Source organism: Erwinia sp. Eh17-17, from assembly GCF_039675725.1.
In the GTDB taxonomy this organism is placed as follows: domain Bacteria; phylum Pseudomonadota; class Gammaproteobacteria; order Enterobacterales; family Enterobacteriaceae; genus Erwinia.
Genome location: NZ_JBDFQT010000004.1, coordinates 1 through 15,020 on the forward strand (window position 1 = coordinate 1; position 15,020 = coordinate 15,020).

The following is a 15,020-nucleotide window of genomic DNA, read 5'->3' on the forward strand; positions in this document are numbered from 1 at the left end:
TTGGGCCGTCAGTCGCAGCAACAACCAGGATAGCGCCGTCCATCTGAGCAGCACCGGTGATCATGTTTTTCACATAGTCGGCGTGGCCTGGGCAGTCAACGTGCGCGTAGTGGCGAGTTGGGGTGTCATATTCAACGTGTGAAGTGTTGATGGTGATACCACGTGCTTTTTCTTCTGGTGCGTTATCGATCTGGTCGAATGCACGAGCAGAACCGCCGTAGGTTTTAGCCAGAACGGTGGTGATAGCAGCAGTCAGGGTAGTTTTACCGTGGTCAACGTGGCCGATAGTACCTACGTTGACGTGCGGTTTGGAACGTTCAAATTTCTCTTTAGCCACGACGATATTCCTTACTTTAATGCTCTCACCCTTTGGTGAGAGCATAGGATCAATATTTAAACTGTAGCTTATTTGCTACGAGCTTCAATTACGGCCTGAGCGACGTTGTTCGGCGCATCATCATACTTCAGGAACTCCATGGAGTACGAAGCACGGCCTTTAGTCAGAGAACGCAACTGGGTCGCGTATCCGAACATCTCAGACAGCGGAACTTCCGCATGAATCTGAACGCCGGTAGCGTTAGATTCTTGTCCTTTCAGCATACCACGACGACGGCTAAGGTCACCGATAACGTCACCGGTGTTCTCTTCCGGAGTCTCTACTTCAACCTTCATGATCGGCTCAAGCAGAACTGGCGTTGCTTTCTTAAAGCCGTCTTTGAACGCGATAGAAGCAGCCAGTTTAAACGCCAGCTCTGAGGAGTCAACGTCATGGTAAGAACCAAAGTGCAGACGAACACCCAGATCAACAACTGGATAACCAGCCAGAGGACCTGATTTCAGCTGCTCCTGGATACCTTTATCAACAGCAGGGATGTATTCACCAGGAATCACGCCGCCTTTGATATCGTTGACGAACTCATAACCTTTAGGGTTAACGCCCGGCTCCAGTGGGTACATGTCGATAACAACATGACCGTACTGACCACGACCACCAGACTGCTTGGCGTGTTTACCTTCGATATCGGTAACTTTCGCGCGAATCGCTTCACGGTAAGCAACCTGAGGTTTACCGACGTTCGCTTCAACGTTGAATTCACGCTTCATGCGGTCAACGATGATGTCGAGGTGCAGCTCACCCATACCAGCGATGATAGTCTGGTTAGTTTCTTCATCAGTCCAAACGCGGAATGATGGATCCTCTTTAGCCAGACGACCCAGAGCCAGACCCATTTTTTCCTGGTCAGCTTTGGTTTTTGGTTCAACGGCGATAGAGATTACCGGCTCTGGGAACTCCATGCGCTCCAGAATGATAACGTTGTCCGGGTCACACAGAGTGTCACCGGTGGTCACGTCTTTCAGACCGATAGCTGCAGCGATGTCGCCTGCACGAACTTCTTTGATCTCTTCACGCTTGTTGGCGTGCATCTGTACGATACGGCCCAGACGCTCACGAGCAGATTTAACCGGGTTGAACACGGTATCACCTGAGTTCACAACGCCAGAGTAGACGCGGAAGAAGGTCAGGTTACCCACGAATGGGTCGGTAGCGATTTTGAACGCCAGAGCAGCAAACGGCTCGTTGTCGTCTGAGTGACGAACAGCCGGAGTGTCTTTACCATCGTCCAACATACCGTTAATAGCGGTAACGTCAGTCGGTGCTGGCAGGTATTCAACTACCGCATCCAGCATCGCCTGAACACCTTTGTTCTTAAATGCAGAACCACAGGTGACCAGAATGATGTCGTTGTTCAGAACGCGCTTACGCAGAGACTCTTTGATCTCTTCTTCAGTCAGCTCTTCGCCGCCAAAGAATTTCTCCATCAGTTCGTCAGAACCTTCAGCTGCGGCTTCAACCAGCTTGGCACGCCATTCTTCAGCCAGTTCCTGCATATCAGCTGGAATCTCTTCGTATTCGAAGGTGACGCCCTGATCGGCTTCATTCCAGTTGATCGCTTTCATTTTCACCAGGTCAACAACACCGGTGAATTTCTCTTCAGCGCCGATAGCCAGCTGCAATGGCACCGGGTTTGCACCCAGACGCGATTTCATCTGATCAACAACTTTCAGGAAGTTAGCACCCATGCGGTCCATTTTGTTAACGAACGCGATGCGTGGAACTTTATATTTGTTAGCCTGGCGCCATACGGTCTCAGACTGTGGCTGAACGCCACCAACTGCACAGTAAACCATTACTGCGCCATCAAGCACACGCATAGAACGTTCAACTTCGATGGTGAAGTCTACGTGTCCTGGGGTGTCGATGATGTTTACGTGGTGTGGCTCGAACTGCTTAGCCATACCAGACCAGAAACAGGTGGTCGCAGCGGAAGTGATGGTGATACCACGTTCCTGTTCCTGCTCCATCCAGTCCATGGTGGCTGCGCCGTCATGTACTTCACCGATTTTGTGGTTTACACCGGTGTAGAACAGAACACGTTCGGTAGTGGTCGTCTTACCGGCGTCGATGTGCGCGCTGATACCAATGTTACGGTAGCGCTCAATGGGTGTTTTACGAGCCATTTGATTCCTCTGATTCTTAGACGTTCTAAGTTAAAAAAGCCCAGCAGGTGAGTCACTGGGACGCCCGCTGGGTTTATAACAACTACAGAGCTGTTACCAGCGGTAGTGAGCGAACGCCTTGTTGGCTTCGGCCATACGGTGAACGTCTTCACGTTTCTTCACTGCAGTGCCTTTGTTTTCTGCAGCATCAGAAAGTTCGTTCGCCAGGCGCAGAGCCATAGATTTATCACCGCGTTTACGAGCAGCTTCAACGATCCAACGCATTGCCAGAGCATTACGACGAACCGGACGGACTTCAACTGGTACCTGATAAGTAGAACCACCAACGCGACGGGATTTAACTTCCACGGTTGGGCGGACGTTGTCCAGGGCTACTTCGAATGCTTCCAGCTCGTTTTTACCAGAACGCTGAGCCAGGGTCTCCAGCGCGTTATAAACGATAGTTTCAGCAGTAGATTTTTTACCATCTACCATCAGGATATTTACAAATTTGGCCAGCAGCTCTGATCCGAACTTAGGATCTGGCAGAATTTTACGCTGACCAATGACGCGACGACGTGGCATGGAAATACTCCGTTGTTAATTCAGGATTGTCCAAAACTCTACGAGTTTATTATGACATTTAAGATAAAACGTTTGGCCTTACTTAACGGAGAACCATTAAGCCTTTGGCTTCTTCACGCCGTACTTGGAGCGAGCCTGCTTACGGTCTTTAACACCTGAGCAGTCCAGCGCGCCACGGACGGTGTGGTAACGCACACCTGGCAAGTCTTTTACACGACCGCCACGGATCAGGATCACGGAGTGTTCCTGCAGGTTATGACCTTCACCGCCGATGTAGGAGGTAACTTCAAAACCGTTGGTTAAACGAACACGACATACTTTACGCAGTGCGGAGTTCGGTTTTTTAGGGGTAGTAGTGTATACACGAGTACATACACCACGTTTCTGCGGGCAGGCTTCCAGCGCAGGCACGTTGCTCTTTGCAACTTTGCGTACGCGTGGTTTGCGAACCAGCTGGTTAACTGTTGCCATTAAATAGCTCCTGGGATTTAGCTTTTGCTTCGTAAACACGTAATAAATCGCCTCGCGGAATCACGAGGCCGCAGAATTTTAGGGCTGGGCTGAAAAAGAGTCAAGAAATAACCAGGATTACCGTACTTACCAGGTCATTTGTTGTGTATGACTGACCGCCAGCTTAACAAAACCAGTATAGCCTACCACGGTCACTTTGGATGAAATTTGAGCAGCAAGCCCACGCGCATCAAGATCTTCCTGCAGCACATAGACAGAGATGGGGGCATTTAGCAGCGCTTCAAGTGCCAGACTACCCTCTAGTGCGGCAATGACACCATCCTGCAGCAGCAGCACGTCATCCCCTTCAGCGACAAGACGCAGCAGAGCAGGCAGATCACAGCGGAATGGTGAGGTCATCAGGGTATGCAGCATGGGTTCCTCAGAAGGTCATCACCCGGTCGTAGTTATTGAGCATGGCACGGAGCGCTGTCGGTGCCAGCACCTCTGCCGCCAGAACCCGACCGGCATCCGCAGCAATACCCCGTTCAGCGAGGGCCGCCGCACAAATATAGCAGCGATCAACGTCATACAGCGGCAGCACGCCAAAAGTGGCGATGTAGTTACGCGCCAGAATCTGCTGGGGTTGTTGACCGTTCGTCAGCTGCAGCACGCCATCACTGATAAAAAATAGCGCCACTTCATCAGTCAGAGCGGAAGTGGCCAGCACCGCATCCAGCCCTTCCCGGCCCGCACTGGAGCCGTGGGGCCCCTGGGTGAAGACAAAAGCAATACGCGTCATCAGAACTGCACCATGCGGTCGCAGCTCAGTGCCGCTTCAGCCAGCGCCCCTAATCCGGCAAGCTGAAAGCCATCAGCCAGATTAGCCGCAGGCAGGCCGAGATGAGCGGCTTCCTCGCGGTCCGTAATTCCCCGACGCAGAGCCGCTGCCACGCAGATATTCAGGGCTACGCCCTGTTGGTTATGAAGCTGCTGCCAGCTGCGGGTGAGATCAAACTCATCGCTGGCGGGCGCCGTCAACAGGCTGGCATTCAGCACACCCTCACGATAGAAAAAGACGCTATCAAGGGTGTGCCCCTGCTCAATAAGCGCACTGGCAAACAGCCAGGCGCTGCTGGCCTGCTGCGTGCCATAAGCTGGACCGGTAACCATCAGGCAAAAACGCATTACTTATCATGCCCATGGAAGTCGCCATTCTTGAACTGGCGAATATAGAGGTACACCGTGTGCTTAGAAATATTGAGGCGCTCAGCCACCTGATTGATGGCATCTTTAATGTCGAAAATCCCCTTCTCATACATGTTAAGCACAATCTGGCGATTTTTCGCATTATTGGAGACGTTACGGTCGGCGCTGACTTCCTCGATAGTAAACTCCAGCGTCTGCATCACCAGGTCTTCAACCGAAGACGCAAAATTGACGGATGAGGCCACTTCCTGCGTTTCAGGCGGCATAAACGTCGCCATGATCTGCGAAAACGGCACGTCGAGGTTCATATTGATGCACAGCAGGCCAATCACACGCTGATCGCGGTTGCGGATGGCAATAGTGACCGATTTCATCAGCACGCCGCTTTTGGCACGCGTGAAATAGGCTTTCGACACATTGCTGTCTGCCCCGGTCATATCATGCAGCATGCGCAGGGCAAGATCGGTAATCGGCGAGCCGATTTTACGGCCGGTATGCTCACCGTTGGCAATACGTACCGCCGAGCACTTCAGGTCTTCCAGCGAGTGCAGAACGATCTCGCAATGCGAGCCAATCAGCATCGCGAGGCCATCAACAACGGCTTCGTAAGATTTTAGAATTTCGAAATCACCGGGCGTAAAGGGGTGCTGCTCCAGCAGCTCCGAATCCGCAACATCACCGGAGAAAAGTGAATTTGACATGAACGACACCACCCTTTGACAAGAGCCTGTCACACGGCGCCAGGGCAGACTCATTCTTATTAATTGCGCGCGGGCTAGTCTAGCAAATATGGGAAAGGCGTGTCCCGCCCTTTGTCGTTAAATACAACATGGCGCAAAAAAGGTGCAGAAACAGTGGGTAAGGCGGAAAAAAAACGCCACCCGGAGGTGGCGATAGTCATACTATTTTTTGGCTTTCGCGTCAGCAGCGGCCGGGGCGGCCTGCTCTGCATCGTTATCCGCTTTCGCCGCTGGTTTGATGTCAAGCAGCTCAACATCAAATACCAGGGTGGAGTTAGCCGGAATGCCCGGAACGCCATTTTTACCGTAAGCCAGGTTCGGTGGGATCACTAACTTGATCTTGCCGCCTTTCTTCACGTGCTTCAGCCCTTCAGTCCAGCCTGGGATCACACCATCCAGGCGGAATGACAGCGGCTCACCGCGAGTGTATGAGTTGTCGAATTCAGTACCGTCAATCAGCGTACCTTTGTAGTTAACTACCACGGTGTCGCTGTCTTTAGGCGAATCGCCTGTCCCTTCTTTCTCTACCTGGTAGAGCAGGCCAGATTCTGTTTTCTTCACGCCTTTTTCTTTAGCGAATTTAGTCGCGTAAGCCTCACCTTTAGCGGTGTTCTCTTTCGCGTCTTTTTCCATCTTCGCCTGTGCTGCACCTTTCACACGACCTTCGAAAGATTGCAGGGTTTGTTCAATTTCTTTGTCAGAGAGCTTGCTCTTACCGGCAAACGCATCCTGAACACCCGCGATCAGCTGGTCTTTATCCAGTGCGATACCCAGTTTTTCCTGCTCCTTCAGGGAGTTTTCCATGTAGCGACCTAAAGACGCGCCCAGCGCATACGCTGACTGCTGGTCGTCATTTTTAAAGGCGGCATTTTTCGGTGCCTGCTGCTGAGCTGTTGGCTTAACCGGAACGGCATCGGCAGACATTGCCAACGGTGCGTTCAGCGCAACAGCCATAGTGGTAGCTAACAATGTAACTTTAAACAATGATTTCATCCATTTCTCCAAAACCGAAGCATCTCACCTCGGAAATCGTGTGCAGACCTGCGGCCTGTAATATAACCGGGGGCGTGACGACAAAACAATCACACCATGAAAACTCGAAGTTAACTTCCGACCGCGTGATTATCCGAAAGTTTCAACACAGGGATGGTGGCAACGCCACGACTTTTCAACCTCTGGCGGCCAATTTACGCCATAACGCTTACTTCTGCCTGCATTTTACCGTTAGAATCGGACAATTCGCGAGCCCGTATGAAGGGCAGGTAGTAACAAGAGGAAACAGAATGCAACAATCACCGCTGGAGCAACGGCTGGAGATAATGGAGAGTAAGCTGGCGTTTCAGGAGCATACCATCGACGAACTGAACCACACCGTTGTGCAGCACGAACTGGAGATGGCCCGACTGCGTGAGCAGATGCGCCTGCTGACGGATAAGCTGAAGGCCGCTGCGCCCTCGCTGATGGCCGATCAGTCCGAAGAAACCCCACCTCCGCATTACTGACCCCCGCGTGAGGCATGTCTGAGCCGCCGCAAGTACCAAAAACAAAAAGGCCACCCGAAGGTGGCCTCTGACTCGTAGGGGGCGACCTTTCTTTCCGGTCGCCCCCTACGACAGGCGAATCCAAAAAGCGGTCCGCCCTTACACATTCATCAATCAGTGGCTGCAGCCGCAGCCGCCAGTCCCGCAACCACCCTGACCGTGGTCATGGTCGTGATCGTGGTCATGGTCGTGGTGATGGCCGTCAGCGCCGTGAACGTGGCCGTGAGCCAGCTCTTCTTCTGTTGCTTCGCGGATAGCGATAACTTCAACATTGAAGCTCAGGTTCTGACCAGCCAGCATGTGGTTACCATCAACCACAACGTGCTCATCTTCCACTTCGGTGATCTCTACCGGTACCGGGCCCTGATCGGTTTCTGCCAGGAAGCGCATGCCTACCTGCAGTTCGTCAACGCCCATAAATACGTCTTTAGGTACGCGCTGTACCAGATTGTCGTCGTAGGCACCGTACGCGTCGTTTGACTCAATCTTCACGTCAAACTTATCGCCGACCACATGATCTTCCAGCGCTTTTTCCAGCCCGGAGATCAGGGAACCATGACCGTGCAGGTAGTCCAGCGGTGCACTCACCGGAGACTCATCAACCAACACACCGTCTTCTGTACGTACCTGGTATGCCAGGCTGACCACGAGGTCTTTTGCTACTTTCATGATTACTCCTAACCGTTGAGAGCTTGAGCACTGATTCACAGACTGTCATTGCCAGCCAGGTGCTCTAAGTGGCGACGATTGTATCGAATTTCAATGCGGCTGTACGGAACAACTGAAAAAAAGCTGAACCGCCAGGTTACTTCGGGTGGAAAATCCCGATGACCTGTTCGTGGGGGCGAACCTGCTCGCGCGCCTGCTTATCGGCTTCGCGCATCTGATGGCCGCACTTCACGCACTCTACGACATCGATATTATTTTCCCGCCACAGGGCGAGGGTATCTTTTGCCTGGCACTTCGGACAGGTCGCGCCAGCGATAAAACGTTTACGCATTGGGTTTCCATTTGTAGGGGCGGAGCCTTTTTTCGCTCCGCCCGTTCACCAGAAGCGGGGCGACATAAAAAGAAGGTCGCCCCTACAAGTCAGGTTATGCCGGAGGCGCGGCAACCGGAATAAGGGTCGCCTGGCCGGTAGATATCATCAATCTGCCTCGTCCCAGCCATCATACTGCCGCTTCTCATGCTGCATTTCGGCCTGGAAAATATCTTCCAGCTCGCGCCGGGCCTCTTTCACTCTTGAAATCTGCTGGCTGTCACTATGGTTCGGCATCAGCTCACGCAGCATACGCATATCCAGACGGCGGAAATGTTGCTGAGCGCGGAACGCCTGATGTGGGTGCATACCCAGCGTCATCAGTGTTTTACGCCCCAGTTCCAGCGCACTGCTGAAGGTTTCACGTGAGAACTGCGTGACGCCGGCCTGCAACAGTTCGTGTGCCTCAACGCGACCACGGGCACGCGCCAGGATCTGCAGATGCGGGAAGTGATGCTGACACAGATGTACGATTTCCATCGCATCTTCCGGCCCGTTACAGGTTATCACGATCGACTGCGCCGTTTCTGCCCCGGCAGCCCGTAAAAGCTCCAGTTCGGTGGCATCACCGTAATACACTTTGTAACCATATTTACGCATCAGGCTGACCGCGCTGATATCGCGCTCCAGTACCGTAATGCGTTTTTCATTGGCCATCAACAGACGCGCCACCACCTGGCCGAAACGGCCAAAACCGACAACGATCACCTGAGGCTTATCGTCTTCTACGAAGGGTTTTTCCTCGCTGTCGTCCACTTCGTTAAAGCGACGCTCTAGGATTTTATCCACACCCTGCATCAGCAGCGGCGTGGTCATCATCGACAGCGTCACCGTTACCAGCAGCAGCGGCATCTGATCGCCACTGAACAGCTTCGCCGTAGCCGCCGCCGAAAACAGCACGAAGGCAAACTCACCGCCCTGGCTGAGTACCGTTGAAAACTGCAATCGTTCCGAACTGCGCAGGCCGTAAATGCGCGACAGCAGATACAGCACCGCCACTTTCACCGCCACCAGAATCACCACCCCGGCGAGGATCTCAATAATATGGGTATAGAGCACACCGAGGTTAAGCGCCATGCCAACGGAAATAAAGAACAGTCCCAGCAGCAGCCCTTTAAATGGATCGATGGCAATTTCCAGCTCGTGACGATACTCACTTTCAGCCAGCAAAATGCCCGCAATAAAGGTGCCGAGCGCCATCGACAGCCCCAGCGCATCCATAAACAGCGCCGAACCGAGCACCAGCAGCAGCGCGGCTGCGGTAAACACTTCGCGCACGCCGGACGCGGCAATAAAGCGAAAAATCGGTCGCAGCAGATAACGACCGCCAACCAGCATGCCGCCAAATGCCAGCACCTTCATCCCCACTTTCATCCAGTCGGTATGACCGCTGTCGCCCCCGGCCAGCAGCGGCACCAGCGCCAGCGCCGGAATGACCGCCAGGTCCTGGAACAGCAGCACGGAAAAGCCCAGCTGGCCGGACTCATTGCGGTTCATCGCCTTGTCGCGCATCAGCTGAAGTGCCATTGCCGTTGATGACATCGCCAGGCCAATCCCGCCAATAATTGCCGCCTGCCAGGAGAAATCGGTCAGCCACAGCAGCCCGCCCAGCACCAGCGCACTGAGGATCACCTGGGCCGCACCCACGCCAAATATCGAACGCCGGAGTTCCCACAGCTTGGAGGGTTTCAGTTCAAGTCCGATGATAAACATCAGGAACACCACGCCCAGCTCGGAGAAGTGCAGGATCTCATCCACATCGCTGATGAAACCCAGCCCCCACGGACCGATAGCAATCCCCGCCAGCAGGTAACCTAATACGGCACCGATACCCAGACGTGCTGCAATGGGCACCGCAATCACCGCCGCAAACAGATACACCACCCCTGCGGTCAGGAGGCTTTGACCTTCCATCTAAACTCCTCCATGCGGCAACGGGTTTGCCAGCCAGTCGCCGTAGGCGCGGGCATAATTTTTCATCACGTCTGCCGACTGGCGACGTGCCCAGTAGATAATCATTGGCGTCATCCAGTGCATATTGCACATCTGTGCCGTCAGTTCGAAAGGTCGCATAATGTCCGACATCGGGTAGCGGTTCAGCCCTTCCTGATGGTAGGCCGCCTCCGGCTCACCGGTGGTGATCACGCTGCGCCAGTATTTGCCTTCCAGCATATTACCGCCTGGCCCACTGGCGAAGCCGCGCGACAGCACGCGATCCAGCCACTCTTTCAGCAGCGCGGGGCAGCTGTATGTGTAAAGGGGGTGTTGGAAAACAATGATGTCGTGTTCACGCAGCAGCTGCTGCTCACGATGAATATCAATAAAAAAATCCGGATAGTGTGCATACAGGTCGTGCACCGTCACATGCTCAAGATGACGGGCCGGCTGCAACAAAACGCGATTAGCAATCGAGTCCTGAGACTCCGGATGGGCATACAACAGCAGGACTTTAGGCGGCTGCGACATCATTCCCCTCCAAATCGTCGTCACGGCGGGAGATTTCCGCTACCATGCTCGACGCAACGGAACTGTGGATTCCGAAAAACTGATTATGATGGTGTAATTTAACATACTCTGAACTTACGGCGCTTATGATTGTATTCTCCTCGTTACAAATTCGTCGCGGTGTCCGCGTACTGCTGGACAACGCCACCGCTACCATCAATCCCGGTCAGAAAGTCGGACTGGTGGGCAAAAACGGCTGCGGCAAATCGACGCTGCTGGCCCTGCTGAAAAACGAGATAAGCGCCGATGCCGGCAGCTTCAGCTATCCCGGTAACTGGTCACTGGCGTGGGTTAATCAGGAGACCCCGGCGCTGGACGTTCCCGCCATTGAGTATGTTATAGACGGTGACCGCGAATTTCGTCAGCTGGAGTCTGAATTAGCCCACGCTAATGAAATTAATGACGGTCATGCCATCGCGACGCTGCACGGCAAGCTGGATGCGGTTCAGGCGTGGACCATTCAGTCCCGCGCCGCCAGCCTGCTTGACGGCCTCGGTTTCACTCAGGAACAGCTACAGCGCCCGGTCAGCGACTTTTCCGGCGGCTGGCGTATGCGCCTTAACCTTGCGCAGGCGCTGATCTGCCGCTCTGACCTGCTGCTGCTTGACGAACCGACCAACCACCTCGATCTCGATGCGGTGATCTGGCTGGAGCGCTGGCTGAAAAGCTACAGCGGTACGCTGATCCTGATTTCGCACGACCGCGACTTCCTTGACCCGGTGGTCGATAAAATCCTGCATATCGAGCAGCAGTCGATCTTCGAGTACACCGGTAACTACAGCTCATTCGAAATCCAGCGCGCCACCAAGCTTTCGCAGCAGCAGTCAATGTTTGAACATCAGCAGCAGAAGGTCGCGCACCTGCAAAGTTTTATCGACCGCTTTAAGGCGAAGGCCAGCAAGGCGAAGCAGGCGCAGAGCCGCATCAAAACGCTGGAACGCATGGAGCTGATCGCCCCGGCTCACGTTGATAACCCGTTCACCTTTAGCTTCCGCGAACCGGAAAGCCTGCCAAATCCGCTGCTGAAGATGGAAAAAGTCAGCGCAGGCTATGGCGACAGAAAGATCCTCAACTCAATCAAACTTAACCTCGTACCCGGCTCGCGCATCGGACTGCTGGGGCGCAACGGTGCCGGTAAATCAACGCTGATCAAGCTGCTGGCCGGTGAGCTTGCGCCGCTGCAGGGTGATATCGGGCTGGCCAAAGGCATTAAGCTTGGCTACTTCGCCCAGCATCAGCTGGAGTTTCTGCGCGCCGATGAGTCGCCCCTCCAGCATCTGGTGCGCCTGGCACCGAAAGTGCTGGAACAGCAGCTGCGCGATTACCTCGGCGGTTTTGGCTTCCAGGGCGATAAAGTCAGCGAAGAGACCCGCCGTTTCTCCGGTGGAGAAAAAGCGCGCCTGGTGCTGGCGCTGGTCGTCTGGCAGCGCCCGAACCTGCTGCTGCTGGATGAACCGACTAACCACCTTGACCTTGATATGCGCCAGGCCCTGACCGAAGCGCTGATTGACTTCGAAGGGGCGCTGGTTGTCGTGTCGCACGACCGTCACCTGCTGCGCTCAACCACGGACGATCTCTATCTGGTACACGATGGCAAAGTCGAAGCCTTTGAGGGTGACCTCGAAGATTACCAGCAGTGGCTGAGCGATCAGCAACGGCAAACCAGCGCCGATGCGGCCCCGAAAGCCGACAGCGCCAACAGCGCCCAGGCGCGTAAAGACCAGAAACGCCGTGACGCCGAACTGCGCACCCAGACTCAGCCACTGCGTAAGCAGATCGAGAAACTGGAAAAGCAGATGGAGAAGCACAACGCTGAGCTGGCCGATGCGGAAGGTAAACTGTCTGACAGTGCGATTTACGAACAGAGTCGTAAAGCCGACCTGACCGCTGCGCTGCAGCAGCAGGCAACGGCGAAGTCAGCATTAGAAGAGTGTGAAATGGCGTGGCTGGACGCACAGGAAGAATTAGAATCCATCATGAACGCCTGAATAAAGGCGGGGCGGATTATCGATCCGCCCCTATGACCCACCCCTTTCTTCTCAGGTTATTGCGCCGCCAGGCGCTGGCGCAGCGCGGTCAAATCTTCAAGATTGTGCAGTTTGCCATTCAGGAAACGGGTTTTCAGCTCTCCGCCCTGCTCCTGCTGCCAGCTCTGACCGTCCAGCAGACGATATTTCCCTTGATCATCTTTCTCCACCCGCAGCAGCCCACGCGCAGAGTTTTTCATGCCGTTGTCCGTTTTTGGCTGTTTGAAGATCTCACGCCCGACGCCGTTCACTTCACCGTAGGTCGCCTTCATCGCAAAGCCGAAGGTGTCACGCGTGTTGTACTGGTAGGTGTAAGACCCCACGCCAAACACTACGTTGCTGCTGGCAAAGCCTTTTGCCTCCAGACGGCTGAGGATCTCATTCGCCCGATCGAGGGTAATCGAATCGCCGTAAATCAGGCCAACATGCGGATCCAGCACCTTGTAGCCTTTCGCATTGATCGTGCCGCCAAAAATCTCCCACAGCACTTCCACCGATCCTTTCTGCCCGGCGCTGCGCGCCGGATCGCGATCCGCATCATCGCCGCTGCCGCAGAGGATTGCCACCGGGTCGCCGCTGTCCGGGCGGAAGACCAGACGGCCTTCGCGCGCCATGATTTCTGGCTTCAGCTCGCGGCTGTATTCGGTCAGTACCTTCCAGTAGTCCCAGGTATCAGAAACGACCGACACAAACCCGGCCGGATACAGCTCCGTCAGCAGGCGACGGAAGGTGGCGATCTCGCCCTGCTCTTCCCCCATGCACATGACGCTGTGCTCGGTGGCAGGAATACTGCCGGCGATAAAAGTGCCTTCCGCAGGCGTGTAGTACTGCTGTGCATAGAGGATCGACGGCAGGCTGTCGGTGCCGGTGAAACTCAGCAGGTGGCCAACGCCGGACTGGGCAGCATCATGCAGCCCGGACATGCCGCGGAACGAAAAGTCGTGGCACTGAAAATCGATGTGCGCCATCTCGTCACAGGTGCGTTCTGCCCAGCGCTGGCAAATCTGGCGATAGTGGTGCGCCACGGTGGCATTGGTCGACGACTTCCACAGCTCCGCCGACATCACGCTCTCCAGGTAATTCACCAGCCAGAAGAACTCATCGACGGTATTGGTAATGGTCAGTACCGGGATCTTCATCGGCACTTTGCTGCCTTCATCCAGGCTTTTGATCTCCAGCGGCAGGTAGCCCAGGCGATGCAGTGCACGGATGTGCTCAACGCTGACGCTATCTTTGCCCAGGTAGCTGTCCATCAGCTGCTGGTACTCACCCACCACCTGCTCTTCCGGCTGAGCGAAGAATTTGTCGTTAAACAGATCGACCATAAACCACTGTAAAAAGCCCTGCAGGCCAAAGAACACCAGCGAGTCATCCGCCAGCGGCGAATGAAAATAACGGTTTCCACGCGGCGTGAAGTTAGAGTAAACCCGGTTAGTGCCCAGCGGGTACTGCTCACGGTGTGTGGTTTTGTAGCCGTCGATAGCCATAATCGGATTAATTTGCATGAGTTGCTCCTTCACTGCGGTAAATGGTTTCGATATCAATCAGTTCAACACGATCCTGCGCCTGCTCAGGCCCGGCCAGCGAGCTGGTCGTCCAGATGCGGTCAATGCCCTGGCTCAGCAGAGTGTCAACGCCTTTACTGAACAGGCCGTGCGTCACATACAGGCTGACCGAGCGCGCTCCGGCAGCGCGTAACACCGCCGCAGAGCCGATAAAGGTGCCTCCGGCATCGCACAGATCGTCGGCGATCAGGACATCACGGCCGGCAACGTCGCCCTTCAGCAGTTCGAAACCACTCAGTGCGCCGCTGGCAATATCACGGTGTTTGCCCAGAATACCGTACTCCTGTGCCTTCACCTGCTGCGCCAGAGCATGTATCTTCTTCAGTGCGCCGGCATCAGGGGCAATCAGCATCATGCCCTGCGCCAGTTCGGCCATCAGTGTGCGGCTCTGCGCCAGGCAGGTATGCTGGGGAATAGCGACCATACGGTCAACCACGCCAGCGGCCACATCGCTGTGCGGGTCAAGAACCACTACGCGATCGAAGCGTAACTGATTGAGAAAACCGGCAAACACCTTCAGGGCAAAACTGTCGCCTTCACGCATAGTGCGGTCCTGACGGGCATAGGGCAGCCACGGCAGTTCAAGCGTGGCCTGACGCAGCAGGCAGCGCTGGCGTACCGCATCAAGCACCTGTGCCACCAGCATCAGATCGTCGAGCGTCTGTAGCGCTGTGGCACGCAGCGTCAGCGTTTCGGCCTGTGGGTTTAACGGCGCTAAAACACGCCCCCAGACCGCTCCGTCAGGGAAACGTCCGCTTTCCAGCGCGACATCCTGACCATCAAGTGTTAATTGCAGTTTCATCATCACCCGCTCCATTTACCTGGTTAGTGTCACAAGGACAACTATATAATTGTCCAAG

Annotated in this window: 17 protein-coding genes; 2 read left to right on the top strand and 15 right to left on the bottom strand. The window is 54.7% G+C overall.

What is annotated here, in order from left to right; translation table 11 throughout:
• From ABEH87_RS12480 to fkpA, 9 genes are all read right to left on the bottom strand, one after another.
• A partial coding sequence (locus ABEH87_RS12480; RefSeq protein WP_255887925.1) for a GTP-binding protein occupies nucleotides 1-337 on the bottom strand: 337 nt, incomplete at its 3' end.
• A gap of 68 nt (nucleotides 338-405) precedes the next feature.
• Nucleotides 406-2,520, bottom strand: a complete 2,115-nt coding sequence (fusA, locus tag ABEH87_RS12485; protein WP_346576704.1) for an elongation factor G — start codon at nucleotides 2,518-2,520, stop codon at nucleotides 406-408.
• A gap of 93 nt (nucleotides 2,521-2,613) precedes the next feature.
• Entirely contained in the window at nucleotides 2,614-3,084 is a 471-nt protein-coding gene (gene rpsG / locus ABEH87_RS12490) for a 30S ribosomal protein S7 (protein ID WP_004160604.1), read from the bottom strand.
• A 96-nt stretch (nucleotides 3,085-3,180) separates the two neighbouring features.
• On the bottom strand, nucleotides 3,181-3,555 hold the full coding sequence (gene rpsL, locus ABEH87_RS12495; RefSeq protein WP_003852912.1) for a 30S ribosomal protein S12: 375 nt from the start codon (nucleotides 3,553-3,555) through the stop codon (nucleotides 3,181-3,183).
• Nucleotides 3,556-3,681: 126 nt separating this feature from the next.
• A complete protein-coding gene (gene tusB, locus ABEH87_RS12500; RefSeq protein WP_346576705.1) occupies nucleotides 3,682-3,969 on the bottom strand; it encodes a sulfurtransferase complex subunit TusB in 288 nt (95 codons plus the stop codon).
• A gap of 7 nt (nucleotides 3,970-3,976) precedes the next feature.
• The gene (gene tusC / locus ABEH87_RS12505) at nucleotides 3,977-4,336 is read right to left on the bottom strand and encodes a sulfurtransferase complex subunit TusC (protein WP_346576706.1); all 360 of its coding nucleotides are present in this window, start codon (nucleotides 4,334-4,336) and stop codon (nucleotides 3,977-3,979) included.
• Nucleotides 4,336-4,722: a sulfurtransferase complex subunit TusD gene (gene tusD, locus ABEH87_RS12510; RefSeq protein WP_346576707.1), complete on the bottom strand. Its 387-nt coding sequence runs from the start codon at nucleotides 4,720-4,722 to the stop codon at nucleotides 4,336-4,338. The genes tusC and tusD overlap by 1 nt, the downstream gene beginning before the upstream one ends.
• Entirely contained in the window at nucleotides 4,722-5,444 is a 723-nt protein-coding gene (locus tag ABEH87_RS12515; protein ID WP_346576708.1) for a transcriptional regulator, read from the bottom strand. Before ABEH87_RS12515 ends, tusD begins: the two co-directional genes overlap by 1 nt.
• Nucleotides 5,445-5,645: 201 nt before the next feature.
• Nucleotides 5,646-6,476 (bottom strand): FKBP-type peptidyl-prolyl cis-trans isomerase, encoded by an 831-nt coding sequence (gene fkpA, locus ABEH87_RS12520; protein WP_346576709.1) that lies wholly within the window; start codon nucleotides 6,474-6,476, stop codon nucleotides 5,646-5,648.
• Between the two features lie 290 nt (nucleotides 6,477-6,766).
• Here fkpA and ABEH87_RS12525 point away from each other — a divergent pair, with 290 nt between their 5' ends.
• Complete coding sequence (locus ABEH87_RS12525) at nucleotides 6,767-6,985, top strand: SlyX family protein (protein WP_346576710.1); 219 nt, start codon at nucleotides 6,767-6,769, stop codon at nucleotides 6,983-6,985.
• A 153-nt stretch (nucleotides 6,986-7,138) separates the two neighbouring features.
• On the opposite strand, the gene slyD is transcribed toward ABEH87_RS12525, so the two are convergent.
• The 4 genes from slyD to kefG form a co-directional block, all read right to left on the bottom strand.
• Nucleotides 7,139-7,693, bottom strand: a complete 555-nt coding sequence (gene slyD, locus ABEH87_RS12530) for a peptidylprolyl isomerase (protein ID WP_346576711.1) — start codon at nucleotides 7,691-7,693, stop codon at nucleotides 7,139-7,141.
• A gap of 136 nt (nucleotides 7,694-7,829) precedes the next feature.
• Nucleotides 7,830-8,024 carry a YheV family putative zinc ribbon protein gene (locus tag ABEH87_RS12535; RefSeq protein WP_346576712.1) on the bottom strand — a complete coding sequence of 65 codons (195 nt, stop codon included), beginning with the start codon at nucleotides 8,022-8,024 and terminating at the stop codon, nucleotides 7,830-7,832.
• A 147-nt stretch (nucleotides 8,025-8,171) separates the two neighbouring features.
• Complete coding sequence (gene kefB / locus ABEH87_RS12540; protein ID WP_346576713.1) at nucleotides 8,172-9,977, bottom strand: glutathione-regulated potassium-efflux system protein KefB; 1,806 nt, start codon at nucleotides 9,975-9,977, stop codon at nucleotides 8,172-8,174.
• Complete coding sequence (kefG, locus tag ABEH87_RS12545; RefSeq protein WP_346577134.1) at nucleotides 9,978-10,529, bottom strand: glutathione-regulated potassium-efflux system ancillary protein KefG; 552 nt, start codon at nucleotides 10,527-10,529, stop codon at nucleotides 9,978-9,980.
• A gap of 125 nt (nucleotides 10,530-10,654) precedes the next feature.
• Here kefG and ABEH87_RS12550 point away from each other — a divergent pair, with 125 nt between their 5' ends.
• Nucleotides 10,655-12,556 carry an ABC transporter ATP-binding protein gene (locus tag ABEH87_RS12550; protein ID WP_346576714.1) on the top strand — a complete coding sequence of 634 codons (1,902 nt, stop codon included), beginning with the start codon at nucleotides 10,655-10,657 and terminating at the stop codon, nucleotides 12,554-12,556.
• Nucleotides 12,557-12,612: 56 nt separating this feature from the next.
• Here the strand turns inward: ABEH87_RS12550 and ABEH87_RS12555 are convergent, their stop codons facing one another.
• Together ABEH87_RS12555 and prs are read right to left on the bottom strand one after the other, a co-directional pair.
• Nucleotides 12,613-14,100: a nicotinate phosphoribosyltransferase gene (locus ABEH87_RS12555; protein ID WP_346576715.1), complete on the bottom strand. Its 1,488-nt coding sequence runs from the start codon at nucleotides 14,098-14,100 to the stop codon at nucleotides 12,613-12,615.
• On the bottom strand, nucleotides 14,090-14,965 hold the full coding sequence (gene prs / locus ABEH87_RS12560) for a ribose-phosphate diphosphokinase (RefSeq protein ID WP_346576716.1): 876 nt from the start codon (nucleotides 14,963-14,965) through the stop codon (nucleotides 14,090-14,092). Before prs ends, ABEH87_RS12555 begins: the two co-directional genes overlap by 11 nt.
• Nucleotides 14,966-15,020: the final 55 nt, after the last annotated feature.

Coding starts and splice junctions, on each gene's coding strand:
- kefB (WP_346576713.1), bottom strand. CDS start 9,977: ATGGAAGGTCAAAGCCTCCTGACCGCAGGGGTGGTGTATCTGTTTGCG.
- kefG (WP_346577134.1), bottom strand. CDS start 10,529: ATGTCGCAGCCGCCTAAAGTCCTGCTGTTGTATGCCCATCCGGAGTCT.
- rpsG (WP_004160604.1), bottom strand. CDS start 3,084: ATGCCACGTCGTCGCGTCATTGGTCAGCGTAAAATTCTGCCAGATCCT.
- fkpA (WP_346576709.1), bottom strand. CDS start 6,476: ATGAAATCATTGTTTAAAGTTACATTGTTAGCTACCACTATGGCTGTT.
- slyD (WP_346576711.1), bottom strand. CDS start 7,693: ATGAAAGTAGCAAAAGACCTCGTGGTCAGCCTGGCATACCAGGTACGT.
- ABEH87_RS12550 (WP_346576714.1), top strand. CDS start 10,655: ATGATTGTATTCTCCTCGTTACAAATTCGTCGCGGTGTCCGCGTACTG.
- ABEH87_RS12525 (WP_346576710.1), top strand. CDS start 6,767: ATGCAACAATCACCGCTGGAGCAACGGCTGGAGATAATGGAGAGTAAG.
- tusC (WP_346576706.1), bottom strand. CDS start 4,336: ATGACGCGTATTGCTTTTGTCTTCACCCAGGGGCCCCACGGCTCCAGT.
- prs (WP_346576716.1), bottom strand. CDS start 14,965: ATGATGAAACTGCAATTAACACTTGATGGTCAGGATGTCGCGCTGGAA.
- rpsL (WP_003852912.1), bottom strand. CDS start 3,555: ATGGCAACAGTTAACCAGCTGGTTCGCAAACCACGCGTACGCAAAGTT.
- ABEH87_RS12535 (WP_346576712.1), bottom strand. CDS start 8,024: ATGCGTAAACGTTTTATCGCTGGCGCGACCTGTCCGAAGTGCCAGGCA.
- tusB (WP_346576705.1), bottom strand. CDS start 3,969: ATGCTGCATACCCTGATGACCTCACCATTCCGCTGTGATCTGCCTGCT.
- fusA (WP_346576704.1), bottom strand. CDS start 2,520: ATGGCTCGTAAAACACCCATTGAGCGCTACCGTAACATTGGTATCAGC.
- tusD (WP_346576707.1), bottom strand. CDS start 4,722: ATGCGTTTTTGCCTGATGGTTACCGGTCCAGCTTATGGCACGCAGCAG.
- ABEH87_RS12515 (WP_346576708.1), bottom strand. CDS start 5,444: ATGTCAAATTCACTTTTCTCCGGTGATGTTGCGGATTCGGAGCTGCTG.
- ABEH87_RS12555 (WP_346576715.1), bottom strand. CDS start 14,100: ATGCAAATTAATCCGATTATGGCTATCGACGGCTACAAAACCACACAC.